The organism is Ruegeria sp. AM9, from assembly GCF_056540565.1.
Genome location: NZ_JBQFWY010000005.1, coordinates 92,819 through 117,801, shown reverse-complemented (window position 1 = coordinate 117,801; position 24,983 = coordinate 92,819). Strand labels below are relative to the sequence as shown.

At 60.2% G+C, this 24,983-nt stretch carries 21 protein-coding genes; 11 read left to right on the top strand and 10 right to left on the bottom strand.

Features of this window, described 5'->3' with window-relative positions; translation table 11 throughout:
• Window positions 1-19 precede the first annotated feature (19 nt).
• The 6 genes from ACR0DO_RS11200 to ACR0DO_RS11175 all read left to right on the top strand — a co-directional run bounded on the left by ACR0DO_RS11200 (window position 20) and on the right by ACR0DO_RS11175 (window position 8,365).
• Window positions 20-1,663, top strand: coding sequence for an amino acid ABC transporter permease (locus tag ACR0DO_RS11200; protein WP_480558739.1), 1,644 nt, complete (start codon window positions 20-22; stop codon window positions 1,661-1,663).
• Entirely contained in the window at window positions 1,660-3,624 is a 1,965-nt protein-coding gene (locus ACR0DO_RS11195) for a beta-galactosidase (protein WP_480558737.1), read from the top strand. The genes ACR0DO_RS11200 and ACR0DO_RS11195 overlap by 4 nt, the downstream gene beginning before the upstream one ends.
• Before the next feature lie 148 nt (window positions 3,625-3,772).
• Entirely contained in the window at window positions 3,773-4,897 is a 1,125-nt protein-coding gene (locus ACR0DO_RS11190; RefSeq protein ID WP_170673858.1) for an extracellular solute-binding protein, read from the top strand.
• A 118-nt stretch (window positions 4,898-5,015) separates the two neighbouring features.
• A complete protein-coding gene (locus ACR0DO_RS11185; protein WP_480558735.1) occupies window positions 5,016-6,128 on the top strand; it encodes an ABC transporter ATP-binding protein in 1,113 nt (370 codons plus the stop codon).
• 12 nt (window positions 6,129-6,140) lie between these two features.
• Window positions 6,141-7,061, top strand: a complete 921-nt coding sequence (locus ACR0DO_RS11180; protein WP_170446634.1) for an ABC transporter permease — start codon at window positions 6,141-6,143, stop codon at window positions 7,059-7,061.
• Window positions 7,058-8,365: an ABC transporter permease gene (locus ACR0DO_RS11175; protein ID WP_480558733.1), complete on the top strand. Its 1,308-nt coding sequence runs from the start codon at window positions 7,058-7,060 to the stop codon at window positions 8,363-8,365. Before ACR0DO_RS11180 ends, ACR0DO_RS11175 begins: the two co-directional genes overlap by 4 nt.
• Window positions 8,366-8,401: 36 nt before the next feature.
• On the opposite strand, the gene ACR0DO_RS11170 is transcribed toward ACR0DO_RS11175, so the two are convergent.
• The 10 genes from ACR0DO_RS11170 to ACR0DO_RS11125 all read right to left on the bottom strand — a co-directional run bounded on the left by ACR0DO_RS11170 (window position 8,402) and on the right by ACR0DO_RS11125 (window position 19,689).
• The gene (locus tag ACR0DO_RS11170; RefSeq protein ID WP_480558731.1) at window positions 8,402-10,309 is read right to left on the bottom strand and encodes a beta-galactosidase; all 1,908 of its coding nucleotides are present in this window, start codon (window positions 10,307-10,309) and stop codon (window positions 8,402-8,404) included.
• Window positions 10,306-11,166 carry an SMP-30/gluconolactonase/LRE family protein gene (locus tag ACR0DO_RS11165; protein WP_480558729.1) on the bottom strand — a complete coding sequence of 287 codons (861 nt, stop codon included), beginning with the start codon at window positions 11,164-11,166 and terminating at the stop codon, window positions 10,306-10,308. Before ACR0DO_RS11165 ends, ACR0DO_RS11170 begins: the two co-directional genes overlap by 4 nt.
• The gene (locus tag ACR0DO_RS11160; protein WP_480558727.1) at window positions 11,163-11,768 is read right to left on the bottom strand and encodes a 2-dehydro-3-deoxy-6-phosphogalactonate aldolase; all 606 of its coding nucleotides are present in this window, start codon (window positions 11,766-11,768) and stop codon (window positions 11,163-11,165) included. The genes ACR0DO_RS11165 and ACR0DO_RS11160 overlap by 4 nt, the downstream gene beginning before the upstream one ends.
• Complete coding sequence (locus ACR0DO_RS11155; RefSeq protein ID WP_480558725.1) at window positions 11,765-12,658, bottom strand: 2-dehydro-3-deoxygalactonokinase; 894 nt, start codon at window positions 12,656-12,658, stop codon at window positions 11,765-11,767. Before ACR0DO_RS11155 ends, ACR0DO_RS11160 begins: the two co-directional genes overlap by 4 nt.
• Before the next feature lie 4 nt (window positions 12,659-12,662).
• Window positions 12,663-13,430 carry an SDR family NAD(P)-dependent oxidoreductase gene (locus tag ACR0DO_RS11150; RefSeq protein WP_480558723.1) on the bottom strand — a complete coding sequence of 256 codons (768 nt, stop codon included), beginning with the start codon at window positions 13,428-13,430 and terminating at the stop codon, window positions 12,663-12,665.
• Window positions 13,430-15,136, bottom strand: coding sequence for an IlvD/Edd family dehydratase (locus tag ACR0DO_RS11145; protein ID WP_480558721.1), 1,707 nt, complete (start codon window positions 15,134-15,136; stop codon window positions 13,430-13,432). The genes ACR0DO_RS11150 and ACR0DO_RS11145 overlap by 1 nt, the downstream gene beginning before the upstream one ends.
• A 58-nt stretch (window positions 15,137-15,194) precedes the next feature.
• On the bottom strand, window positions 15,195-16,535 hold the full coding sequence (gene melA / locus ACR0DO_RS11140) for an alpha-galactosidase (protein WP_480558719.1): 1,341 nt from the start codon (window positions 16,533-16,535) through the stop codon (window positions 15,195-15,197).
• A gap of 23 nt (window positions 16,536-16,558) precedes the next feature.
• On the bottom strand, window positions 16,559-17,407 hold the full coding sequence (locus ACR0DO_RS11135) for a carbohydrate ABC transporter permease (RefSeq protein ID WP_480558717.1): 849 nt from the start codon (window positions 17,405-17,407) through the stop codon (window positions 16,559-16,561).
• A gap of 1 nt (window position 17,408) precedes the next feature.
• A complete protein-coding gene (locus tag ACR0DO_RS11130) occupies window positions 17,409-18,332 on the bottom strand; it encodes a carbohydrate ABC transporter permease (RefSeq protein WP_480558715.1) in 924 nt (307 codons plus the stop codon).
• 97 nt (window positions 18,333-18,429) lie between these two features.
• Window positions 18,430-19,689, bottom strand: a complete 1,260-nt coding sequence (locus tag ACR0DO_RS11125; protein WP_480558713.1) for an ABC transporter substrate-binding protein — start codon at window positions 19,687-19,689, stop codon at window positions 18,430-18,432.
• Window positions 19,690-19,839: 150 nt separating this feature from the next.
• On the opposite strand from ACR0DO_RS11125, the gene ACR0DO_RS11120 reads away from it, so the two are divergent.
• From ACR0DO_RS11120 to ACR0DO_RS11100, 5 genes are all read left to right on the top strand, one after another.
• A complete protein-coding gene (locus ACR0DO_RS11120) occupies window positions 19,840-20,646 on the top strand; it encodes an IclR family transcriptional regulator (protein WP_170446610.1) in 807 nt (268 codons plus the stop codon).
• Window positions 20,643-21,701 (top strand): ABC transporter ATP-binding protein, encoded by a 1,059-nt coding sequence (locus ACR0DO_RS11115; RefSeq protein WP_480558711.1) that lies wholly within the window; start codon window positions 20,643-20,645, stop codon window positions 21,699-21,701. The genes ACR0DO_RS11120 and ACR0DO_RS11115 overlap by 4 nt, the downstream gene beginning before the upstream one ends.
• A gap of 158 nt (window positions 21,702-21,859) precedes the next feature.
• Window positions 21,860-22,819 carry a dihydrodipicolinate synthase family protein gene (locus ACR0DO_RS11110; protein WP_480558709.1) on the top strand — a complete coding sequence of 320 codons (960 nt, stop codon included), beginning with the start codon at window positions 21,860-21,862 and terminating at the stop codon, window positions 22,817-22,819.
• Complete coding sequence (locus tag ACR0DO_RS11105; protein ID WP_480558707.1) at window positions 22,810-23,742, top strand: 4-hydroxyproline epimerase; 933 nt, start codon at window positions 22,810-22,812, stop codon at window positions 23,740-23,742. The genes ACR0DO_RS11110 and ACR0DO_RS11105 overlap by 10 nt, the downstream gene beginning before the upstream one ends.
• Window positions 23,739-24,977, top strand: coding sequence for an NAD(P)/FAD-dependent oxidoreductase (locus ACR0DO_RS11100; RefSeq protein ID WP_480558705.1), 1,239 nt, complete (start codon window positions 23,739-23,741; stop codon window positions 24,975-24,977). The genes ACR0DO_RS11105 and ACR0DO_RS11100 overlap by 4 nt, the downstream gene beginning before the upstream one ends.
• The last annotated feature ends 6 nt before the right edge of the window (window positions 24,978-24,983 follow it).

Here is a 24,983-nt window from a genome sequence, read left to right as displayed (position 1 = left end):
ATATCTGCAGAGAGGTCCCATGTCGCGCCTAAGCTCGATCCGCCCGAGCAACCTCGTGTTGCTCGCCGCTGCCCCGTTCATCATCTACCTGTTTGCCACCTCGTCGAAATACCTGCGCTCGCTGATTGCGATCCTGGGGATCGGCAATAACGCGGGGCCGATATTCGTTGGGTTTCTGATCATTCTCGCGGTGGCCATCTTGGGCTATCTCTGCGCCCGCAAAGCGCGGTTCCAGACAGCGCCGAGGTGGTTGCGTGTTTCGGCGCTGGCGGCATTGCCGGCGGCTGGCGCCTTGGCGGTTCTGGGGTTTGTCGCGCCGCAGGTGCTGATGCCCTTTGCCGAGTCCGTCTTCTTTCACGCGCTCAGCGAGAATACATCGACCCTGATCGACCGGTCCTCGCAAACCTGGGTGCTGTTCCCCGAGGTTGTCGAGGCCGTTCAGACCGGTTTGCAGATCGTGCTGGTGATCTATGCGCTTGCTGTGGCAGCCATCCTTTTGTCATCGCGCCTGCCGAATGGATCGCGGGGCTATGTGCAACTGGGGTTTGAGATTCTGACCGGTGCGGTGCTGTTTTACCTGATGTTCATGGCACATTGGCAATTCGCAACCGGCGTGGCGATCACGTTCCGCGCGGCCATCTTCGCCTATATTTTTGCGGCCATTCTGGGTCTGATCTGGGTTGGGCTGCAATCGTTCAAGCCCAAGGCCCGCACGACCGTCACCTATGGCTGCATCAGCCTGGCCTTGCTGGCCATCTCGGCGTTTTTCTTCATGCAGCCGCAGGTCAAATACGAACTTATCGGTACGCTGGACGCCCGCATCGCCATCGTGCGCGGCACCCCGCAAGCGCAGGCCGACGTGATCCGCTTTGGCGAGTTTCAGGAGGGCGAAAACCAGCAATACCGTATCCGCAGCGCCCCGGATGCGACCAGCGCGCTGGAGCAGATTGAAACCGTGGACAGCGTATCCGGTGCCTTTGTTCCGGTTGGCACCAACACCAAGGGGTATCCGGTGATCTGGCAGACGCAATTCCTGCCGGACAAATACCGCAACCCGGCACTCGCCTTTGCCGTCTTTGGCTTTCTTCTGCTGACGCTGACCGTTGGCGGCGCCCAGCACAAACTGCATCCGCTGGCCGTGGGGGCCGAGTTCTTTGTCGACACGATCCGCGGCATCCCGATGCTTGTGATCATCCTCTATATCGGCCTGCCTTTGGCCGGTGCGGTCAAGGATGCTACCGGCGGCGGTATCGACATGACCAACATGACGCGCGGGATCATCGCGATTTCCGTAGGCTATTCCGCTTATATGGCCGAGATTTTCCGGTCCGGCATCGAAGCCATCCCCCGCGGGCAGATCGAGGCGGGTGGCTCGCTCGGCCTGTCGCGTTGGCAGACCGCGCGGCTGATCATCCTGCCGCAGGCGTTGCGGATCGTGACACCGCCTTTGGGCAACGAATTCATTGCGATGATCAAGGATACTTCGCTGCTGTCGATCCTGTCGGTGCGCGACATGACCCAGCGGATGCGCGAGTTCCAGGCGGCAAGCTTCCTGCCTTTTGCTCCGTTTAACACTGCGGCGATCCTTTATGTCGTGATCACGCTGGGTTGTGCCAGTTTCCTGAAATGGATCGAACGCCGCACGGCAAGGGAAGACCGATGAGCAAACTGGAACTGGGGGTTTGTTATTACCCCGAACAATGGGATCGGTCGCTGTGGCGCGAGGATGCACGTCGGATGGTCGAGATGGGCCTCGATTGGGTGCGCATTGCCGAATTCACCTGGGGCCTGATTGAACCCACGCGCGGCAACTTCCAATGGGGCTGGCTGGACGAGGTGATAGACATTCTGGGCGATGCGGGCCTGCGCGTGATGATGTCCACGCCGACAGCGGCGCCGCCGAAATGGCTGATTGATGCGCACCCCGAAATCCTTCCGATCAGCCCGGATGGGCGCGTGCGGGGTTTTGGGTCCCGCAGGCACTATTGCTTTTCAAGCGAGGTCTATCTGGCCGAGTCGCGCCGTATCGCCATCGAATACGCCCGCCGCTATGGTGAGAACCCCTATGTTCATGCCTGGCAGATCGACAATGAGTATAATGATCACGACACGGTGCTCAGCTACTCGGACGCGGCGCGCGACGGATTCCGGCGCTGGTTGGAACAGCGTTACGGCACCATCGACAACCTGAACCAGACATGGGGCACCGTGTTCTGGGCATCCGGCTATAGCAGCTTTGACCAGATCGATCTGCCCAATGGGCTGGTGGCCAGCCCCAATCCGACCCACGCGTTGGATTTCGCGCGCTATTCCTCGGATCGGGTGCGGCTGTTCAATCGGGCTCAGGTGGACATTCTGCGGCAGTTTTCTCCGGGGCGGGATATCACGCACAATTTCATGGCAGGCAGTTTCGAGTTCGACCACCACGCCGTGGCGGCCGATCTGGATATCGTCGGGTTCGACAGCTATCCGCTGGGCAATCTGCTGGGCTCGACCCTGTCTGATGAGGAGAAACACAGGTACCTGCGCACGGGCGCGCCGGACTATCAGGGGTTTCACTGCGATCTCTACCGGTCACAGGGCAGGGGCCGCATGTGGGTGCTGGAGCAGCAACCCGGCCCGGTGGACTGGGCGGAAAAGAACCCATCCCCTGCGGATGGCATGGTTCGGCTGTGGACATGGGCCGCCTATGCGCATGGGGCGCAGGCCGTGATGTTTTTCCGCTGGCGGCAGGCCAAGTTCGCGCAAGAACAGTTTCACACCGCCCTGTTGCGCTCGGATGGCAGCCTTGATCAGGCGGCGCTGGAACTTGCGCAGGTGGTTCAGGACCGGGCGGCATTGCCCCCGGCGGCGCGCCAACGGGCGTCGGTGGCCATCCTGCTGGATTACACGTCCATCTGGGCTGCGGATATTCTGCCACATGATGATGCGTTCCCGAATGCTCACGTATTCCGTGAATGGTATGCCGGGTTACGGTCCCTTGGTGTCGATTTGGATTTTGTCGGGCCAGAGGATGACCTGACCGGCTATGCGCTGATCGTTTTACCGCAAAGCATGATTGTCTCGCCGGGTCTTGCGAAACGGCTGCGGGACAGTCAGGCAAAGCTGCTGATCGGGGCTCGCGCGGGCAGCAAGACCGCCGATATGCACACGCCGCATAACCTTGCCCCCGGACATCTTGCCGATCTGGCCGGTGTCCGGGTTCTGAGGGTCGAATCATTGCCCGATCTGGCCCGGGAATCGGTGCGGCTGCAGGACGGCACCCAGCATGAATTCACCGGTTGGCGCGAAATCATCGAGACCACACATCCGGTAACAGCCCGTTTTTCCAGCGTTTACCGCGATGGCAGCCCGGCAATCGTGCAGTCGGATCGGGCGATGTACCTGGCGATGATCCCGCGCGGGCCATTGTTGCAGGCTGTTCTGGCCGAGGCGCTGAACTGGGCGGGCATCCCCGCAACGGAAAACAACCGGGATATGCGCGTCACGCGCCGGGGTGAGCTGTTTTTTGCCTTCAATTTCAGCGCAACGCTGCAGGTTTTGTCCAGTCCTGAAGAACGTCAATATCTGGTTGGTGGTTCTGAAATCCCGCCCTATGGTGTCTCAGTCTGGGCAGAAACGTGACCTGATCCCGGTTCTGACGGGCGTGATCGCAAACTGGACCTATTAAAACTGGTAACTGTCACTTTTGGACTGACAGCTCTGCATCGAAGGTCTAACCTGCAATTACAAAACAAAAAGAATACAAGTTCCAACAACGGGAGAAACGAAAATGGCTGAACGGAAAACGCTTTCCAGACGCTCTGTCCTGAAAGGCGCAGGTGCTGCGGCGCTGGCGGCACCGCTTTACAGCAAAACTGCGCTGGCGTCCTCGGGTGAGATCAACATTCTGATGTGGTCGGACTACCTGCCGCCCAGCTTCATTCAGGAGTTCGAGACCCTGACCGGGATCAAGGTGAACTATACCGGGATCGGGTCGAACGAAGAAATCATCAACAAGATGAAAGCGACCAAGGGTCAGGGTTTCGACATCGTGTCGCCGACCAACAACCGCTCGTTGCAGTGGGAGCCGCTGGAACTGCTGCAACCCTTCGACATGAACAAGGTTCCGATCGATCTGGTGAACCCGGCGATGGCTGCAATCGGTACGGATGCGTGGAACTTCGGTGACAGCGGCGTGCACTGGCTGCCGCATATCTGGGGCACCGAGGGTATCGCCTATCGCACCGACCTGTGGCTGCCCGAGGGCGACGCACCGTCTTATGGCGATGTTTGGTCCGAGGAAAACGCTGGCAAGACCATGGGCCGCGCGCATTCGATGATGCTGGGTGCGGGCCTCTATATGGAGCGCGCCGGAGAGATGGAGCCTGGCTCGGTCTGGGCCGCGTATGGCGACGAAGAGACCATGCGCAAGGTCTGGGGTCAGATCACCGACTGGTGCATCGAGCGCAAGAACCGGATCAAGCTGATCTGGAACGACGCCGACACTCAGAAGAACGGCCTGCTGAATGAAGGCGTTGTCGTTGGCCAGACGTGGGACGGCCCGCCGCTGGCGCTGAAATCGGCGGGTGAGCCGGTGCACTATCAAGCCCCGATCGAGGGTGCGATGGCGTGGGTCGACGGTATGGCAATGCCGACAGGCGCGGCCAATATCGATCAGGTCTATGCCTTCATCGATTTTGCCTTCCAGGCGAAACCGGCCGGTGTTGCGATTGACAGCCACGGCTACAACTCGCCGGTTCTGGGTGCCGACCAGTATTCCGGTGACACCTACAAAAAGAACTTTGCCGAGGCCTATCCGGGTGACTCGCTGGCGAACCTCAACCCGTGGCCGGCCGAAGCGCCATGGTATGCGGAAACCCGTACCGAGTTCGTCAACAAGTTCAAAAGCGCCTGATTGCTTTGAAACGCTGCCCTCCGCCACAGTGCGGGGGGTCATCCATCCGCGCGCCGTTCCGGCGTGACGGACCCTATTTTGGTGCGGTCGGCAGCCGTGCCTGACGGAGATACCAAAAATGAGTGCAGGGGTCGGTGTAGATCTTGAAAACCTGTGGATCCGTTTCGGTGACTTTGTCGCCGTGCGGGACGCCAATGTGAACATCAACGGGGGCGATTTCTTTTCGTTCCTGGGCCCCTCGGGCTGCGGTAAGACGACGATCCTGCGCGCGGTGTCGGGCTTTCTGGACCCAAGCGAGGGCCGGGTTCTGATCGGTGGCAACGACATGCAGGGCATCGGCCCGAACAAGCGTCCGACCGCTCTGATCTTTCAGAACCTGGCGCTGTTCCCGCTGATGAAAGTGTGGGAGAACATCACGTTCTCCATGGAAATCAAAGGCGCCAGCGCCGCTGAACGCCGTAAGCGTGCGGACGAGTTGCTGGACATGATCGCTCTGCCCGGACAGGGCGACAAGCTGCCCAGTGAACTGTCGGGCGGTCAGCGTCAGCGTGTCGCCATTGCGCGTGCTTTGTGCGCCGAGCCGGATGTGCTGTTGTTGGACGAGCCGCTGTCGGCGCTCGACCTCAAGCTGCGTCAGCACATGCGGACCGAGCTGCGGGAAATTCAGCAGCGGGTTGGCATCACCTTCATCTACATCACCCACGACCAGGGCGAAGCCCTGACCATGTCGGACAACATCGCCGTCATGCGAGCCGGAGTGATTGACCAGATCGCGGACGGCAAAACCATCTACAATGACCCGAATACGGCCTTTGCGGCCTCATTCGTGGGCGAAAACAACGTGTTCCGCGGCAGGATCAAGCAGGTCATGGGCGGTGAGGCGTTGATCGAGACCAACCGCTCGGGCGATCTGGTCGCGCGGGTTTCGACGGCCAATCAGGGCAAGATGAAAGTGGGCGACGACGCCATGATGTTCATCCGCCCCGAAGCCCTGGCCATCGCGCCCGATGGGGCCTCTGGCGACCACTTTGTCACCGCACGGGTGAACCACGAGGAATTCGAAGGCAACGTCTTCAACATCTTCACTGAAGGCGAGGGCGGTAAAGAGATCAAGGTGTCGATCCCGAACCATGGCCAGTCCTTCAAGGATCACACCGGTCAGAACATCACGCTGGAATACGAGACCCACAATGCGGTTCTGGTTCCGGCGGGTGAACTGGCCGCGGAATAAGGGGACGAACACATGCCCCGCTTTCTGAAAGAGTTTTTCAACCGCAACGGCACCGGCATGGGGCTGGCGATATTGGGTCTGGTCCTGTTCTGGACCATCGGCCTGATCATCCTGCCACAGCTGTCGATGCTGGATTTCTCATTCCGTCCGAACCTGCCGCCGCCTGAGATCGGCGGGCCAAAGGACGTCTACACGCTGGAGAACTACAAATACCTGATTTATGGCCCCGAAGGCGGCAGTCAGGACTATAACGCGGTCGATCTGCGGGTGTTTTTCCGCACGCTGCTCGCGGCGGTCTGCGTGACGATCTTCAACCTGATCCTCTGCTATCCGATCGCCTATTATCTGGGTCAGTCCAAGGGCAGCCATATCCGCATCTTTGCGATCATGCTGATCATCCCCTACTGGATCAACGAAATCCTGCGGGCCTTCGCGTTGCGGATCATCTTTGGTGAGACCGGCGTGCTGAACACCCTGTTCATGGGTTTGGGCATCTGGGACACACCGTTTGACTTCATTCGCAACGACATCGCGCTCTATGCGGGTCTGGGCTATGCCTACATCCTGCTGATGATCTTCCCGATCTATAACGTGATCGAAAGCCTGGACGGCAACCAGATCGAGGCCGCACGTGATCTGGGAGCGCCCTGGTGGCGAATTCACTGGCGGGTTGTCATTCCCTATGCCAAGCCGGGCATCAGCTCGGGCTGCACCATGGTCTTCATGCTATCCGCAGGTGCGTTGGCTGCACCGCAGATTCTGGGCGGGCCGTCCAGCTTGTGGTTCACGCAGCTGATCTATCAGCAGTTCAATGACAACAATGACTGGCCGCAGGGGGCCGCCTATGCCATCGTGTTGCTGGTGACCTGTATCCTGTTCGTGCTGGCGATGATGCGCCTGTTCAAGGTGAACATGGGGGATATCGGGAAATGAACAATTCCTTCCTTCGTGTAAGCATCTGGGTCTATCTGGTCATCTTCTTCCTGTACCTGCTGGGCCCGCTGGTGATCATGTCGGTCACGGCGTTCAACTCTTCAGCTTTCCCGAGGATGACGCCGTGGGAATGCCTGACCTTTCAATGGTTCGGAGAGCTGTTTCAGGATCAGCGTATTCTGAACGGCATCAAGAACTCGCTGATCATTGGTGCCGGGACGGTTGTGTTGTCGGTGGCGATGGGATTGGCGGGCGCGCTGATGCTGACGCAGATCTGGCCCAAGCTGCGCGCGACATACTATACGGTGATCATCGCGCCGATCCTGATCCCGGGCGTGGTACTGGGTATCTCGACGCTGGTGTTCTGGGACCGGATCAACCGGATGCTGGGGCTGGGCGCAGACAGTTTCCTGTCCAACGGCATCTTCCTGACGGTGATCGGCCAATCCACCTTTATCGCCAGCTATTGCATGCTGGTGCTGGTGGCGCGGCTGCAGCGTTATGATATAGCCCTGACCGAGGCGGCGCTGGATCTGGGTGCGACCCATGCGCAGGCATTCCGCAAGATCCTGCTGCCCTTCATGCGTCCGGCGATTGCGTCGGCGGCGGTGCTGGCGTTCCTCGCCTCGTTCGAGAACTACAACACCACCACCTTCACCTTTGGTGAATACCCGACGCTGACCATCGAACTGGCGCAAAAGGTGCGGTACGGCATCACGCCCTCGATCTCTGCCTTGGCCTTCATCATCGTGGCGCTGACCGTGTTCTTTGCCTTGCTGAACGAGGCCAAGCTGAAACGTCAGGAGCTGGTTGCCGCCGCGCGCAGGAATGCCACGGTTGAGGAACTGGCGGGCAAGATCAGACTGCCCAGCTTTTTCTCGGGCAACATGGCCGCGGTTCTGGTGGTTGTATTCGCCGTGGCCACGATCACTGTGATCGGCACCGCGACGGCTTACAACCCGGCGCAATGTATCGCCGACGTGCGAGAGCAAAAGCAACTGGAAGCTCAGCAGCGTATCGATGAACTGCGCAAGCAGCGCGAAGAACAGCGCAGACAGCGTGAGGAAGAACGCAAGCAGCGCTTTGAAGGCGTGTTTGAGCCCGGTGATCTGCAACCCGGATCATCCGAGGAGGAAGCAGAGCCAGACACCGGCACCAACAACTCTGGTTTCGGTAACGTGTTTGCACCGAACACCTTGGGTGGTGACGGTGAAGAGGGCGAACCGGAACCAGAAACGCCGCCTGCCGGCAATGGCGGTTTCGGCGGGGCTTTTGACCCAAACAGCTTGCAAAACGATCAGTAAGCTTAATGCCTGACTGAAACCTGCGCGCCCGAAGAGTTACCGCTCTTCGGGCGTGTGTTTTTTCAGGATCAACACATCGCAGGCGCCGATCTCATGCCCGTTCCACGACACGGGGACAGAATTGTAGTTGATCAAAAATACGTGCTTTTCGGTCTCGCGCCGCCGCAATCCTTCGGGCAGCGGATGCAAGGTCAGCCCGACCTCTTGCGCCGCCAGTGCGATCACCCGGTCCCACAGGGCCTCATCCGGGAAACCGGACAGATACCAGACCCCGTTCTCACCCTTCAGGGCAGATGTTCCGTCGGCATAGGTCAGCAGGTCCGGGGTGCTGCCGGACAGGCGATCGATCCAGTGCTGGGCCGCGCCGCCGCCAACGACCTCGCGGCGCACGTTCGGGGGCAGGGTTTCGACCAGGTCGACCTCGCAATCCAGTTCACGCAGGCCGGGGCGCGTTTCCGGAATCTGAAAATCTTGCGTGATGGCTCCGCTGCGGGGACCATAGAGTGTCAACTCGCCCGCGCGCCGTTCTATCTTATCGTCCAACGTGGCCAGGCCGGGTGCGAGGATCAGCTTGTACCCTGCGGTGGCTGGTTCGGACGCCGAGAGGATATCCACCGACAACCCGGCCCGTCGCAGCGCCCGATAAGCCGAGAAGACCAGCCGGAAATAGTTGAACCCGGCCCCTTGCGGCTGTGTGGTCCACGCCCAGTCCGACGCGTAATCGAACAGAATTGCCACGTCTGCCTGTGTCTGGGTGACCGCGCCCAGGTCAGCCAGATCATCGGCGGTCTGACGGGCCTCGGCCAAGGCCGGGGCGGGGGCATTGTTCGGGGTCAGTAGCCCTGCGTGCATCTGTTCCTGCCCGAACGGAGCCTGGCGCCAGCGGAAGTAGCTGACCACCTCGGCCCCATGCGCCACCGCCTCAAGCGACCAAAGGCGCACCATGCCGGGCAGGGGGGCGGGATTGTACGGGGCCCAGTTCACCGGACCGGGCTGTTGCTCCATCACCCACCAGCGACCGCGTCCAACGGCGCGGTAGAGGTCGTGGTGAAAGGCCTGCATGTCCGGGTCGCCCTGCTGCAGGAACGCGGATTTATGTGCCTCGTCGGCCTCAAGCCGGTCCGACAGGAACCCGATCGGATAGCTGTCCCATGTGGCGATATCCAGATCCTGGCCGACCTTGAAATGGTCGAAATCCAGTATCCGCCCCATATAGTTGTGCAACAGCGGCGCATCGGTCAGTGGCCGCAACACATCGACCTGCGCCTTGTTGAACACCGCCACCTGATCCGAGCTGAAGCGGCGAAAGGCCAGAACATGGGCGGGGTTGGGCTCGGTCACCGTCAGGTTAGGCAGGTCGATCTGATCAAAGCTGTCGTATTCCATCGCCCAGAACACATTGCCCCATGCCGCGTTCAGCGCCTCAACCGAGCCATACTGATCCGCCAGCCACCGCCGAAACGCCTGCAAGGCCGTTTGGCTGTAGCTGACCGTCGTTTCGTGGCAGCCGTATTCGTTGTCGATCTGCCACGCGGCTATATGTGGGTTGCGTCCGTAGCGTTCCCCCATGATCCGCGCGATGCGGGTGCACTCCTCGATATAGCCCTGATGGCTAAAGCAATAATGCCTGCGTGACCCGAACTTGCGCTGTTGCCCCTGAGTTTCCACGGCCAGCATGTCAGGGTGTTTGTCCAACATCCAACGTGGTGGCGTTGCCGTTGGCGTGCCCAGCACTACCTTCAATCCCGCAGCCCCCAGCACCTCGATCGCACGGTCCAGCCAGTCGAATTGCAGATCGCCCGGCGTGGGCTCCATCCGGCTCCAGGCAAATTCGCCGATCCGCACCCAGCTCAGACCGGTTTCCACCATGCGGGCGGCATCCTCGGCCCACATCTCTTCGGGCCAGTGTTCGGGGTAGTAGCAGACGCCAAGTTCGGGCTTCATAGAAGGACTCTGTGTTCGGCTTGCCCCTTGCCCGCGCCAGGGGCGGCAAAGGTCATGCCGTTGGTTGGATGTTTGGCCAAAGTCTCTGCATCCAGCCCCTCGCGTGCGGTGGTGCAGAACAAGGTTGTCAGGTCTTCGCCGCCGAATGCGGGGCAGGAAGTATGCGCGGCCTCAAAGACGACCGCCGTCAGGACCTGACCCGCAGGGGTATAGGCGGCCACACGGCTTGCGCCCCATTGGGCGATCCAGATGTTGCCGTCGATGTCAACGACCGCCCCATCCGGGTTCAGCCCATCGATGCGGAAGTCCAGAAAAACCGTGCTTTCGCCCTCGGGCCAGCCGGTTTCCGGGTTCAGAGGCCAGCGCATGACCTGTTTCGTGACCGTATCCGCGTAATAGGCGCAGGATCGATCCGGAGCGAAACAGATCGCATTCGAGATCGTGACGTTTGGCACCAGTTGCCGCAATTCGCCCCGCCAGTACCGATAGATCGCACCTGCGCCGGGTTCGGCGTTTTTGCCCATCGTTCCGATCCAGAACCCGCCCCAGGGGTCTGCACGCCCGTCGTTCGAGCGGGTGATCGGGTTGCCCGCCTCAAGTGGGGAGATCAGTTCTTTCTGCCCGGACTTCAGGCTGAATCGCCAAAGCCCGGATTCAGAGGCGATCAACAGGGTGTCCCGGTCGACCCAGCCTGCAGCCGAGACATGTTCGTCAAAATGCCAGCTTTGATGTTTGCCGTTTTCCCGCGTCATCAGGCGTTTGCCGACGATATCGAACCAGAAAAGCTGTTGCCGCTCAGGGTGCCAAAGCGGCCCCTCGCCCAGCTCGCAGGGGCGGTCGTCGTAGACAATGCTCATCCGGCGGCCTCATCATAGGCGGCCACGATCCGCGCAGCGAGATCTGCGATCTCAGAAATGGCCATGCCGGGCTTGAACAACGCCGATCCGATGCCGAACCCGTCGGCGCCGGCCTTGATCCATTGGTCGAAGTTCTCAGGCCCCGCGCCGCCGACGGCATAGACCAGCGTGCCCTTGGGCAACACCGCGCGCAAGGCGGACAGCCCCGCCGGACCGGCCAGCGCGCCGGGGAACAGTTTCAGGCCGGAGGCTCCGGCTTTGAGGGCCGCAAATGCTTCGGTCGGGGTGAAGATGCCGGGCCAGCTTTCCAGACCCAGCCGATGGGTGTGCGAGATGACATCAGGGTCGCAATTCGGCGACACGATCAGCCTGCCGCCAACGTTGGCCACCGCGTCCACCTGATCCGTGGTCAGAACGGTGCCTGCGCCGATCAGGGCGCGGTCACCGAATTCCGCGGCCAGAATACTAATCGACTCCAGCGGATTGGGTGAGTTCAACGGCACTTCGATTTTGTCGATCCCGGCGTTGATCAGGGCGTGACCGGTGGCGGCGGCATCAGACGGGTGCAGACCGCGCAGAATGGCGATGATGGGGCGGCTCATGCGGTTTGCCTCGTCAGGTTGCGGGCCTGTAGCAGGCCAGCCAATGTGCACTGCGTGCTGTTGGCAGTTTCGACAAACGCGCCCTGCTGTTGCAGGGCCTTGGTGTAGGTGCCGGACAAACCCTCGGCCCCGATGATCGCCAGTTGCTGGCCCAGCCAATAGGGGCGAGTCGCGGCCAGTTCCGCGCCGATCAGAAAGCCGGAAAGCTGTGCCCGTATGATACCGCCATCCTGACCCTGCAACAGATCGGCGGCGCGCAGGCCAAACAGCCGCGCAGCCAGTTGTTCGGGTTTGGACAGGGTATCTGCGGCAGCCTCGGCAAAGGCAGCGTCGTCCCACCCCTGACCAACCGAGTGTTTCAGCACTGAGTGACCGGCCAGCAGATCGAACATCTCTCCGGTCATGAAGGTGCGGAAACTGACGACCTCTCCGGCGCTGACCTGCACCCATTTGGTGTGGGTGCCGGGCAGGCAGATCACCCCGTCCCAGTTGTGATGTGTGGACAGAAAGCCCGCGATCTGGGTCTCCTCGCCACGCATGACATCCGGCGGTGCGGTCTGTTTCAGACCGGGCACCACGAAGGCGCGGATGCGGGGGTCGGTCCCCGGCACACGGAACGGGGCAACCGGCGTGGGTTCGCATGGAACGGCGGAGTAGGGGGCCTCGACCCAGCCTTGACGCGCGCCCACCATGCCGCAGGCGATCACTTCAATCGGAGCGCTGCCCAGCCAGCCTTCGATCAATTCGAACAAAGCGGGTTGGAACCCGTCCTTGTCCACCCGCGCCATGCCTTTGTCCGACTGCGCCTGATCCAACACGGTATCGCCCTGCATCGCCCAGGCCCGCAGATGGGACGTTCCCCAATCGACAGCAATCCATTCTGTATTCATGGCTTTACCCCGTTACGACGACGCCGCCATCGACGGCCATGCATTGCCCGGTCATCGCGCGGCTGGCGTCTGAGGCCAGGAACAAGGTCGGTGCGATCATGTCTTCGGGCGTCAGATGTTCTTTCAGGCATTGGCGATCCATATGCGCGGCCAGATCCTCGGGCGTGGCCCACATGTCCAGCTGTTTTTGGGTTAGAACCCAACCGGGGGCCAGCGCATTGACGCGAATGTTCTGCGGCCCCAACTCGCGGGCCAGAGACCGCGTCATCCCGGTGATTCCGGCATTCGAAGTGGTGTAAATCGGATAGCCCGCATTGCCCATCATATAGCTGATCGAACTGAAATTGACGATCGCCCCGCCTTTGCCCTGCATCTGCCGGGCGGCCTCCTGACAGGCGAAGTAATAGGCCTTTAGGTTCACTTCGACCATCCAGTCCCAGAATTCGGTCGTGGTTTCCTCAAGCGAGTGACGTTTGTCGTTGGCGGCGTTATTGATCAGTACCTTCAGGGGGCCATGCGCCTCGGCGGCCTTTTGCATGGTGGCGTGCAGCAGTTCGGTATCCGTCATGTCGCCCTGCATGAACAGCGGCGCGCGGCCGTGTTTGTCGCGCATCTGCTCGATAAACTCGCTGGCGTCCGAGCGGCCGATGAAGGCGACATTGGCGCCCTGGGCCAGGAATCCATCCGTCAGCGCAGCACCTACGCCCGAGCCGCCGCCGGTGATATAGACCGAAGCCCCGTTGAGATCGTGGAAAGTGGCTGGTTGATCCATCAGTGGCTCTCTCTGGTCACAAGGCGGGTGTCTTTGCCGACGAGGAAATCTAGGTCCGCGCCCTGGTCGGCTTGCAGCACGTGGTCGATATAGAGTTTCGCGTAACCCCGGGTGTAGTGCGGGTCGTCCGGTTGCCACGCGGCGCGGCGGGCGTCCAGTTCCTTTTCGTCTACCAACAGTTCCAGCTCGCCCTTGCCGGCCGACACGCGGATGCGATCACCAGTTTTGACCAGCGCCAGTGTGCCGCCGGCCTGCGCCTCGGGGCTGACATGTAGGATGACGGTGCCATAGGCGGTGCCGGACATACGCGCGTCCGAGATGCGGATCATGTCGCGGACGCCTTCTTTCACCAGCTTGGCCGGGATCGGCATGTTGCCGACCTCGGGCATCCCCGGATAACCCTTGGGACCACAGCCTTTGAGCACCAGTATCGTCTCGGGCGTGACCGGAAGGTCATCGCGGTCGATATTGGCCTTCAGGTCTTCGATGTTCTCAAAAACATACGCCTCGGCCTCGGTTTCCAGCAGAGCGTCCGTCGCCGCCGAGGGCTTCACGATGGCACCGTTGGGCGCAAGGTTGCCGCGCAGAACGCGTAGCCCGGCGGCGGGTTTCACCGGATCGTTGAAGGGGCGAATGACGTCGGTGTTGAAACACTCGGCTCCTTCGTAATGGGCCGAGATATCCTTGTTCAGCACGGTTTTTGCCGGGCGCAGGAAGGGTTTGAGTTCGTTCAGCACAACCGGCACGCCGCCTGCGTAGCAGAAATCTTCCATCAGGTATTTGCCCGAGGGCATACAGTTGACGAGTAGCGGGATTTCGGACCCGATTTCAAAATCCTTCAGCGTCAGGTCCACGCCGACGCGACCCGCCAACGCCAGAAGATGCACCACCGCATTGGTCGATCCTCCAACGGCTGCATTGGCGAGGATGGCATTCTCGAACGCTTCCTTGGTCAGAATGTCCGAAGGTTTGAGGTCCTCGTCCACCATCTCGACAATCCGTTTGCCGGTCAGATGCGCCAGTGCCATCCGGCGGGCGTCGACGGCGGGCAGGGCAGCGTTGGTGGGCAGGGACATGCCCATTGCCTCGACCAGCGAGGCCATGGTGCTGGCTGTCCCCATGGTCATGCAAACACCCGCGCTGCGGGACATGCCGGATTCGGCGTTCATGAAATCCTGCAGGGTCATTTCTCCGGCCCGCACGGCCTCGGAGAATTTCCAGACATCCGTGCCCGAGCCAATATCCTTGCCGCGGAATTTGCCGTTCAGCATCGGGCCGGAGCTGACAACGATGGATGGCAGATCGACCGAGGCTGCGCCCATCAGTTGTCCGGGAGTGGTCTTGTCACAGCCGCCCAGCAGAACCACGCCGTCGATCCCATAGGCGCGGATCGACTCCTCGACATCCATCGCCATAAGGTTGCGGAACAGCATGGCGGTCGGCTTCATCTGGGTCTCGCCCAGCGACATGACGGGGAATTCCACCGGGAAGCCGCCGGCCTCCCACACACCGCGTTTGACGCCCTCGGCCAGATCGCGCAGGCCCGAGTTGCAGGGGGTGAGTTCCGACCATGTGTTGCAGATGCCAATAATGGGTCGTCCGTCAAAGGCGTGATCGGGAAAGCCCTGGTTCTTCATCCACGAGCGGTGGATGAAGCCGTCTTTGTCGAGCTTTCCATACCAGTGTTGTGAGCGGCGTTTTTTCATTTCTGGCTGTGCTTTTCGTGGCTGGGGTTGCAATTGAGTATTTGAAAAAAGATGAAGATCAGGCGGCGCGGGCAGGTCGGCACCAGTCAGGCAGCCAGTCGGAATGTGCGGTCAGGAGGTCTGTCACCATACTGCGGATTTGGCGCAGATCCAGTTCGGCTGCGGTGTGCGGGTCCATCATGGCGGCGTGATAGATGTATTCCGGATTCTGGTCGACCAGCGCCCGAACGGTCAGTTCCTGCACGTTGATTTGGGTCCGCATCAGCGCAATCAGCTGGGGTGGAATGTTGGTGACGACCGAAGGCTGCACGCCGTTGCTGTCCACCAGGCAGGGGGTTTCAACCGCTGCGCCCAAGGGCAATTGCGGTATCTGTCCTGTATTCGGCAGGTTGCCATAGGCCACGTAGGGTGCGTCGGTCACGATGGCGTTCATCAGATCGGCGGCAAATTCGTGACTGTGGGTCACCTTGATATCGCGGCCGTCGGTCAGGGTCTTGGCCTGTTCTTTCCAACTGGTGACCTGTTCGATGCAGCGGGTGGGGTATTCATCCAGCGGGATCGAGAACTGCTCGATCAGGTCCTGCCGTCCGTCCTTGATGAACCAGGGGACATATTCCGCCAGATGTTCCGAGCTTTCAGTGCAGAAATAGCCCAGATGGTCCATGACCTCATAGCGGACTTTGTTGGGACAGCGTGGCATCAGCAGAGGGGCTTTGGGAAGCTGGCCGCTGGCATAGCCCTGCCGCAGCGCGGGGTAGAGGTCTTGGCCCTGATGTTCAAGCCGCAGAAAGAATGCGACGTGGTTGACGCCAGCGACCTTGTAACGAAAGTCGCCCTTGGGCAGGTCGAGGTCATGCGCCAGTTCCTCGACCGTGTTCTGGACCGAGTGGCACAGGCCCACATGTTTCAGCGTAGGGAACTGCTCGGCCAGCGCCCAGGTGTTGATCGCCATCGGGTTGACATATTGCAGCAGGGTCGCATTCGGGCAGAGCTGCATCATGTCCTGCGCGACATCCCACAGAACCGGAACCGTGCGCAGGCCGCGCATTATGCCTCCGATCCCCAACGTATCGGCGATGGTCTGGCGCAGGCCGTACTGTTTGGGGATTTCGAAATCAGTGACCGTGCAAGGTTGATAGCCACCGACCTGAAAGGCAGTAATGACGAAATCAGCCCCGTCCAGCGCTGCGCGGCGGTCGGTATGGGTGGACACGGTCGCACCCGTTCCAACCGAGCGGATCATGGCGCGGGCCACGGTCTCGCTTTCGGCAAGACGTTCGGGGTCGATATCCATCAGCGCAAAGTGGCTGCCTGCCAGCGAGGGTGTCAGCAGAGCGTCGCCCACGATGTTCTGCATGAAGATCGTGGAGCCTGCTCCGATAAAGGTGATCTTTGTCATTGAGGCAAACCTCTGGTTTGACGTTATTTTACGGCACCGAGGGTCAGGCCCGCGATGAAGTGCTTCTGCATGAGGAAGAACATGGCCACCGGTGGAAGCGCCGCGACGATGGAACCGGCGCTCATCAACTGATAGGCGGCGCGGAACTGGGCGTTGAAACTGGTGATCCCTGCGGTGACAGGTTGGCTTTCAGCGCCTTGGGTCAGGACCACGGCCCAGAAATAGTCGTTCCAGATGAAGGTGAAGATCAGCACGCTGAGCGCGGCGATGGCTGGCTTCATAAGCGGCAGGACGACGTACCAGAAGATGCGCCATTCGCTGATGCCTTCGACGCGGGCGGCCTCGATCAGTTCAAAAGGCAGCGCTCGGATGAAGTTGCGCATGAACAGCGTGCAGAACCCGGTCTGGAAGGCGATGTGGAACAGGACAAGGCCAGTTTTGGTGTTGTAGAGGCCAAGCTGCAGGGTCAGGTCGCGCACCGGCACCATCAGGATCTGGAAAGGCACGAAGTTGCCTGCCACGAACATGAAGAAGATCCAGAGGTTCGATTTGAACTTATAGATGCCAAGCGCGAAGCCAGTCATGCAGCTGAGCGCGACCGCTCCGATCACCGTGGGGATGGTGATCAGAAATGAATTCAGCAGATACCGCGGCATGTCCGAGTTGAAGAACACTTGGCCGTAGTTGAACGCGCCCTCAAAGCTGGACGGCATGCCCCAGTAGTTGGCGTTGGTGAAATCCGCCGCCGGTTTGACCGAGAACAGCGCCACCGCCAGCAGGGGGCCAAGCCACAGCAACAGCGCCAGCGGCAGCATGGCCTGATAGGTGATTTGCGCCGCACGGGGTTGTTTTTCGACGGGTTTGGGAAACATCTCAGTGCCCCCTTTCTTCGCGATACATCGACCACAGGAAATAGGCGATGAAGCAGAGCATGATCAGGAACAGAACCACCGCGATGGCGGCTCCATACCCCATGCGGAAACCGTATTCGGACAGGGCGACCTCGAACATGTAATAGGCCAGCACGCGGGATGAGCCGAACGGGCCACCTTGGGTCATGATCGAGATCAGGTCGAAGGACCGCAACGCACCGATGATGGTCACGACAAAGGCGATGAAGGTGGCAGGGCGCAGTTGCGGCAGAATGATGTGCCACAGCATCCGCAGGCCCTTGGCACCGTCCAGACGTCCGGCCTCGATCTGTTCGGGGTCCACCGCGTTCAGGCCGGTGAGGTAGAGGATCATGCAATAGGCTGTCTGCGGCCAGAGGCCCGCGAAGATGATGCCATAGGTGACGAAACGCTCGTCGCCGAGGACATTCAGCGGGCCCATGCCGAACAGGCCGAGGAATTCGTTCAGCAGGCCGAAGGTCGGGTCGTAGAACCAGGTGAACACGAGGCCGACAACGACCTGAGAAATAACGAAGGGGAAGAAAAACAGTGATTTATAGAGGCGAATCCCCCAGACCGTCTGGTTCAGGAACAGCGCGATAAAGAGGCCCGCCGGGATCGCGGCGAGGTAGAGGATCAGCCAGATCAGGTTGTTTTTCAGCGAGATGTAGAATGCATCCCGGTCCACCCATTCCCAATAGAGATCTTCGTAGTTGCGGACGCCGACATATTCGGCCGCGCCGAGCCCATCCCATTCGTAGAGCGACAGGTTGAAGGACTGGAACACCGGGATGATCACATAGACCATGAAGAACAGCAGGCCGGGGGCCAGAAACAGCCAGGGCGCGATACGCTGTTGGTTGCGGTGGAACCAGCTTTCGTGTTCGGGGGCTTCGACGGCTGACATGCGGACACTCGGGGTTCAGGTAAAAGGGGTAAGACGGGTTACCACCCGCCTTACGCAGGATGAGGTGCAGGCCGGGCTTGTGCCCGGCCTGACCGGCTTAGTTCTCGTAGATGCGCTGACGGGCGCGCTCGAGTTTGGACAGGATGCGATCCAGATTGTCGGGCTTGACCATGAACTCTTGGAAACCCTCCATCGACACTTTGGCCATTTCGGCGGGTGCGTCGCGGTCCCAGAACTGGGCGACGCCGCCGGGGCTGTTGGACGACAGCATTTCAAAACCCTGCTGGAGGAACTTGTCATCATCCACCGCAGATTGCGCATTCACGGGTAGTTGGCCGAGGCCATCGCCTGCGTTGGCCGCTGTCTGAACATCTGCGGACACAACAAATTTCAGAAATTCACGTGCTGCTTCTTTATTTTTTGCGCCAGACGGAATGTGGAACGTGTCGGTTGGCGCGTCCTCGGATTTTGGAACGTCGGGTGTGATTTCAACGAACTGGTAAAAGTCTATCTGATCCTCGGTCAAACCTGCGTCGCGCAACGACGGCACGATAAAGTTCCCAAGCAGATAGGCGGCAGCATCACCTTTGACCATGAAGGGAAGTGACTCTTGCCAGCTATACGTCTGGTGGTTGTCGATGAACGCACCCATGTCGATCAGCTGCTTCCAGTTGGCGAAGGTTTGTTTGACACGGTCGTCTTCCCAGCTAACCTCGCCGTTCGCAAGTTGCTGGTGGAACTCGAACCCGTTGGTGCGCATGTTCAAGTAGTCGAACCAGCCGCCTGCGGTCCACAGAAACTTGGTGCCGATCGTGTAACAGGCACGTCCAGAATCGACAATCTTCTGGCAGTTGGCCAGCTCTTCCTCCCAAGTGGTGGGTTCGCTCAGGCCCAACTCGTCGAAGATGTCTTTGCGGTAGTACACGCCCCACTGGTAGTATGTGTAGGGAACCCCCCATTGCTTGCCGTCGATGGTCATCGCGCCTTTGGTCGAAGCGAGGTTGTCGGCAATCGCGGGGTCGGTCCACAGATCGGAAACATCCTCGAACAAGCCGGCTTCTACGTATGGTTTCATGCGATTGGCAGCATACCAGTTCGCCACGTCGGGCGGATTGGCTCCGAGGAAGTTACGAATCTGAGTTTTGTACGCCTCGCGATCAATGATTGTGAGTTCGACAGTAAGATTTGGGTGCAGGTCATCGAACTGCTGGGCCAAGTTTTCCATAACAGCCCTAGGCGCAGGGTCGTGCATGTCCGAAAAAATGACGAGCTCGCCGGTCAGCTCGGCCGCAACAGGCGCGGCAAGTGCCACACTGGCCGCCAGCGCCGCCGCTGTGCGCTTGAACATGGAATGCATGGTTTCCTCCCTTAGCTTCCATTTGTAGCTTTTTAAGTTCCAAATAATGGAACAGTGTTTTACATATTGAAAACTACACATCGACTCGGTTAGTCTTGTCAAGACCCTCGTGCGGAAAGCGGCGGGTCAATGGGAGGAGAACAGGCACACGTGGCTGGTGACGGAACAATAGGAAAAGCATGTGACGTGCTGGACCAGGTGGCAGCTTTTGCCCGCCCGGTCCGATTCGCCGAATTGCTGGAAAGCAGCGATTTTCCCAAGGCGACGCTGTATCGGTTTCTGCAGACGCTGACCAATCAGGGGATGCTGTCTTATGATCCCGAGCGGCAGACATACGCACCGGGATTGCGGCTGGTGCGGTTGGCTCATGCGGCGTGGACACAAAGCTCGCTGGCGCCGATTGCGCGGCCGTTTCTGGATGCGCTCAGCCGCGAGACCGGGGAAACGGTGCATCTGGCACAGCTTGATTCCAGCCAGGTGCTGTATGTTGACAAGCGTAACGCCGCCCAGCCCATCGAGATGTACTCGCAGGCCGGAAAGGTTGGCCCGGCCTACTGCACAGGAGTGGGCAAGGCGATGATGGCGTTTCTGGATGAGGCGGCGCTGGACCGCGCCGTATCGCAGCAAAGCTACCACCGGTTTACCGACAAGACCCTGACGTCCGAAGCGGCGTTGCGGGCCGACCTCGAACTGATCCGCAGCCGCGGCTATGCCATCGATGACGAGGAACATGAACCCGGTATCATCTGTATTGCCTGTCCGATCCTGACCTCGGGCGGGCGGATGCTGGGGGCGATTTCCGTAACAGGATCGACCGAGCGGATGAATTTCGAACAATTGGAAACCTGGGTGCCCCGAGTTCGCCGCGTGGCCGAACAGATCGGAGCCGAAGCACAGGCGTGGCGGTTCCCCGAGACCCGTCCAAGCGCCGATACAGACAGGATGCAAGCAACATGACAGGTGTGACTCTGAACCAGGCAATCAAGCGGTACGGCGAGACGCAGGTGATTCACGGCATTGATCTGGAAATCGAGGATGGTGAGTTCTGCGTCTTCGTTGGCCCTTCGGGGTGCGGCAAGTCTACCTTGCTGCGGATGATTGCCGGGCTTGAAGAGACCACCGAAGGGCAGATTCATATCGGCGCGCGTGACGTGACTCATATGGACCCGGCCAAGCGTGGCGTGGCGATGGTTTTCCAGACCTATGCGCTGTACCCGCATATGACGGTGGCTGAAAACATGGGCTTTGGTCTGCGCATGAACGGTGTCGCAAAGTCCGAGATCGATCAGAAAGTGCAGCAAGCGTCGAATATCCTGAAGCTGGATCAGTATCTCAAGCGCAAACCCAAGGCACTGTCCGGGGGCCAGCGTCAGCGTGTGGCCATTGGGCGTGCTATCGTGCGGGGGCCTGAGGTGTTTCTGTTCGACGAACCTCTGTCCAATCTCGACGCTGAACTGCGTGTCGAGATGCGGGTTGAGATCGCGCGGCTGCACAATGAAATCGGTGCCACGATGATCTATGTGACCCATGATCAGGTCGAGGCGATGACCATGGCCGACAAGATCGTGGTGCTGCGGGATGGCCGGATTGAGCAGGTCGGTGCGCCGATGGATCTGTATCGTGATCCGGACAACCGGTTTGTGGCGGGTTTTATTGGCTCTCCGGCGATGAATTTCCTTGAATGCGACTATGCGGACGGCAAGGTCTCGCACCCGGCGCTTGGTGCACCGCTGGAAGTGACGGCCAACGTGCCGGCAGGGCAGAACAAGGTCACGCTGGGTATCCGGCCGGAACACATTGAGATCGACCGCACGGGTGACACCTGCACCGTTGATCTGACCGAGGCGCTTGGTGGGGTCAGCTATTCGTATCTGCTGACGCCGAATGGTGATAAGCTGATCGTCGAAGAACGCGAAGATCAACGCAGCAAGCAGGGCGAGCGGATCGGTCTTGTCATTCGCCCGGACCGCACAATGCTGTTCGATCCCGAAACCGGCCAGCGGTTCCGGTAGCCATCACGCAGCACCCCAAATCGAACGCGCCGATCCTGCGATTTGGCGCGTTTTTTTGTGGCATTATTTATTATGGATTTTGTATCCAATATCCGTTATGCGAAATCAAAGGGCTCGTTCCGCCCGCCGTGACTCCGCATTTTCAAAGGATAGATCCGATGTCGACCAATGTTTTCACCGGCACCATGCCTGCGCTCATGACCCCCTGCAAGACGGACCGTACCCCGGATTTTGACGCGTTGGTGCGCAAGGGGAAACAGATGATCGACGCGGGCATGTCGGCGGTTGTCTATTGCGGATCGATGGGCGACTGGCCGCTGCTGACGGATGAGCAGCGGATGGAAGGGGTTGAACGGCTGGTTGCTGCCGGGTTGCCCGTTGTGGTCGGCACCGGTGCCATCAACACCAAATCCGCCGTGGCCCATGCGGCACATGCACAGAAGGTCGGCGCGGTCGGCCTGATGGTGATACCGCGGGTGCTGTCGCGCGGTACGTCTCCGTCGGCACAAAAGAACCATTTCAAGGCGATCCTGTCCGCCGCGCCGGATGTACCTGCGATCATCTACAACAGCCCGTATTACGGTTTCGCCACCCGCGCTGATCTGTTCTTTGCCCTGCGCGCCGAGCATTCCAACCTGATCGGGTTCAAGGAGTTCGGCGGCAAGGACGACCTGCGTTATGCGGCCGAAAACATCACCAGTAAGGACGATCAGGTGACCCTGATGGTGGGCGTGGACACCGAGGTTTACCACGGCTTCGTCAATTGCGGTGCAACCGGGTCGATCACCGGCATCGGCACGGCCCTGCCGCGCGAGGCCCTGTTGCTGGCCACCCTGTCCCAAAAGGCAGCACAAGGCCATGCCGAGGCGCGTCAGCGGGCGCAGGAACTGACCGAGGCGATTCAAGTGCTTTCCAGCTTTGACGAAGGCCCCGATCTGGTGCTGTATTACAAGCATCTTCTGGTGCTGAACGGCGAACAGGAATACCGTCTGCACTTCAATGAAACCGATGAGCTGACCGACGCGCAGCGCAACTACTGCGAACAGCAATACGACCTGTTCCGCACATGGTTCGCCGATTGGTCAAAACAGGGTGGAGTGATCGCTGAATGCATGTGATCGACAGCCATACCGGGGGTGAGCCGACACGGGTCATCCTCGACGGCGCGCCGGATCTGGGCTCTGGCCCCTTGGCCGAGCGCGCCCGCAGGCTGGCGACCGAACATGAAGGGTTTTACCGGTCGATCATGTTGGAGCCCCGCGGCCAACCCGCCATGGTCGGCGCGCTGTTGGTCGAGCCGGTTGACCCGTCCTGCGTGACCGGTGTGGTTTATTTCGACGTGGACGCCGTGCTGGGCATGTGCGGCCACGGCACCATTGGCCTGACGGTCACGCTGGCGCATCTGGGGCGGATTGGCGTTGGTCGGCACAAGATCGAAACGCCTGCGGGCGTCGTGACGGTTGATCTGCACGATGCCAACACCGTCACCGTCACCAATATCGAAAGCCGACGGGTCCATAGCGATGTGACATTGGATGTGCCGGGCTATGGTGCGATAACCGGGGATGTTGCCTATGGCGGCAATTGGTTTTTCATCGTCGACCCCAGCCCAATCCCGGTCGAAACCCGCAATATCCAGCAGTTGACCGATATGACGGTTGCGATCCGCAAGGCCTCGATCGCGCAGGGCATCGGAGGAGAGCAGGGCGAGCCGATCGATCACGTGATCTTTCAGGATGCGTCTTCTGACCTGAAAATCCACAGCCGCAACTTTGTGTTGTGTCCGGACGACAACTACGACCGTTCGCCCTGTGGGACCGGCAGCTCAGCGCGGCTGGCCTGCCTGGCTGCGGATGGCGCGCTGACCCCTGGTGAGGAAATCGTCCAGCACAGCGTCATCGGCAGCGCCTATCGGCTGTCCTATCAGCCGGGCCCGAACGGAGGGGTCATCCCCTCGATCACCGGGCAGGCCCATATCATGGCCGAAGCTACGCTGATATTTGACGACACTGACCCATTCAAAGAGGGCATAGAACTATGACCAAACAGGTCGTTGTGATCGGCGCCGGTATCATCGGCATCACAACGGCGCTGGAACTGCAGCGCCGGGGCCATTCCGTTCTGGTGTTGGATCGAGAAGGTATCGCCGCGCAGGCCTCGGCCGGAAACGCCGGCGCTTTTGCCTTTTCCGAGGTGGAGCCGCTGGCAACCCCCGGCATCATGAAAAAGGCACCGAAATGGCTGCTGGACCCGCTGGGGCCGCTGTCCATCCCGCCCGCCTATGCGGTGAAGATCGCGCCTTGGATGTATCGGTTCTGGCGCGCCAGCCGTCCAGGCCGTTACAAAGACCTTCTACGCGCTCAAGCCAGTTTGATGGAACTGTCCAGCGCAGCCCTGACCCGGTTGCTCGCATCGGTGGACGGCGAGGCGATGATGCAGCGCGACGGCCAGATGCAGCTTTACGAAAGCGAGGCCGAGTATCGCGCCAGCCTGCCTACGTGGGAGCTGCGCCGACAGCATGGGATTGAATTTGACCTGTTGGAAAGCCGCGAAGCGATTGCCGAGAGACAACCCGGTCTCAGCCCCCGGTTCACCCATGCCGGGTTCACGCCCAACTGGATCAACACCGTCGACCCGAAAAAATGGGTCGAACACCTGGCGAAAACGTTTCAGGACCGGGGTGGCCGGATCGATCATCAGGAAATCCGCACACTGACTCCCATCGACAGCGGCGTGCGGATCACGATGGCAGGCCGTGAGATTGAGGCGGACAAGGTCGTGCTGTGCGCCGGTGCGTGGTCTCATCACCTTGCGCGGACACTCGGCGATCACATCCCGCTGGAAACCGAACGCGGCTATAACACGACCCTCCCTGAAGGCGCGTTTGACCTGCGAATGCACCTGACATTCTCGCGCCACGGTTTTGTGGCCAGCCGGATCAATGGCGGCGTCCGGATCGGCGGCGCGGTTGAGCTGGGGGGTCTGGAAATCCCCCCGTATTTCAAACGGGCTGATACGCTGTTGCAGAAAGCCACGCAGTTTCTGCCCGGCCTGAATACGGAGGGCGGCGCGCAATGGATGGGGTTTCGTCCGTCGCTGCCCGATAGCCTGCCGGTGATTGGGGCCTCGCCACAGGCAAGGGACGTGATCTACGCATTCGGCCACGGCCATCTGGGCCTGACCCAATCGGCAGGAACCGCGGAACTGGTTGGCGCTTTGATTGACGATCAACCGGCCCAGATTTCTCTGACCCCCTTCTCGGCGTCACGTTTTTGAGGACAG

What these genes read in the sequence shown, in the direction of transcription:
- ACR0DO_RS11200 (WP_480558739.1), top strand. Translation starts at nt 20, where the DNA reads ATGTCGCGCCTAAGCTCGATCCGCCCGAGCAACCTCGTGTTGCTCGCC.
- ACR0DO_RS11195 (WP_480558737.1), top strand. Translation starts at nt 1,660, where the DNA reads ATGAGCAAACTGGAACTGGGGGTTTGTTATTACCCCGAACAATGGGAT.
- ACR0DO_RS11190 (WP_170673858.1), top strand. Translation starts at nt 3,773, where the DNA reads ATGGCTGAACGGAAAACGCTTTCCAGACGCTCTGTCCTGAAAGGCGCA.
- ACR0DO_RS11185 (WP_480558735.1), top strand. Translation starts at nt 5,016, where the DNA reads ATGAGTGCAGGGGTCGGTGTAGATCTTGAAAACCTGTGGATCCGTTTC.
- ACR0DO_RS11180 (WP_170446634.1), top strand. Translation starts at nt 6,141, where the DNA reads ATGCCCCGCTTTCTGAAAGAGTTTTTCAACCGCAACGGCACCGGCATG.
- ACR0DO_RS11175 (WP_480558733.1), top strand. Translation starts at nt 7,058, where the DNA reads ATGAACAATTCCTTCCTTCGTGTAAGCATCTGGGTCTATCTGGTCATC.
- ACR0DO_RS11170 (WP_480558731.1), bottom strand. Translation starts at nt 10,309, where the DNA reads ATGAAGCCCGAACTTGGCGTCTGCTACTACCCCGAACACTGGCCCGAA.
- ACR0DO_RS11165 (WP_480558729.1), bottom strand. Translation starts at nt 11,166, where the DNA reads ATGAGCATTGTCTACGACGACCGCCCCTGCGAGCTGGGCGAGGGGCCG.
- ACR0DO_RS11160 (WP_480558727.1), bottom strand. Translation starts at nt 11,768, where the DNA reads ATGAGCCGCCCCATCATCGCCATTCTGCGCGGTCTGCACCCGTCTGAT.
- ACR0DO_RS11155 (WP_480558725.1), bottom strand. Translation starts at nt 12,658, where the DNA reads ATGAATACAGAATGGATTGCTGTCGATTGGGGAACGTCCCATCTGCGG.
- ACR0DO_RS11150 (WP_480558723.1), bottom strand. Translation starts at nt 13,430, where the DNA reads ATGGATCAACCAGCCACTTTCCACGATCTCAACGGGGCTTCGGTCTAT.
- ACR0DO_RS11145 (WP_480558721.1), bottom strand. Translation starts at nt 15,136, where the DNA reads ATGAAAAAACGCCGCTCACAACACTGGTATGGAAAGCTCGACAAAGAC.
- melA (WP_480558719.1), bottom strand. Translation starts at nt 16,535, where the DNA reads ATGACAAAGATCACCTTTATCGGAGCAGGCTCCACGATCTTCATGCAG.
- ACR0DO_RS11135 (WP_480558717.1), bottom strand. Translation starts at nt 17,407, where the DNA reads ATGTTTCCCAAACCCGTCGAAAAACAACCCCGTGCGGCGCAAATCACC.
- ACR0DO_RS11130 (WP_480558715.1), bottom strand. Translation starts at nt 18,332, where the DNA reads ATGTCAGCCGTCGAAGCCCCCGAACACGAAAGCTGGTTCCACCGCAAC.
- ACR0DO_RS11125 (WP_480558713.1), bottom strand. Translation starts at nt 19,689, where the DNA reads ATGCATTCCATGTTCAAGCGCACAGCGGCGGCGCTGGCGGCCAGTGTG.
- ACR0DO_RS11115 (WP_480558711.1), top strand. Translation starts at nt 20,643, where the DNA reads ATGACAGGTGTGACTCTGAACCAGGCAATCAAGCGGTACGGCGAGACG.
- ACR0DO_RS11110 (WP_480558709.1), top strand. Translation starts at nt 21,860, where the DNA reads ATGTCGACCAATGTTTTCACCGGCACCATGCCTGCGCTCATGACCCCC.
- ACR0DO_RS11105 (WP_480558707.1), top strand. Translation starts at nt 22,810, where the DNA reads ATGCATGTGATCGACAGCCATACCGGGGGTGAGCCGACACGGGTCATC.
- ACR0DO_RS11100 (WP_480558705.1), top strand. Translation starts at nt 23,739, where the DNA reads ATGACCAAACAGGTCGTTGTGATCGGCGCCGGTATCATCGGCATCACA.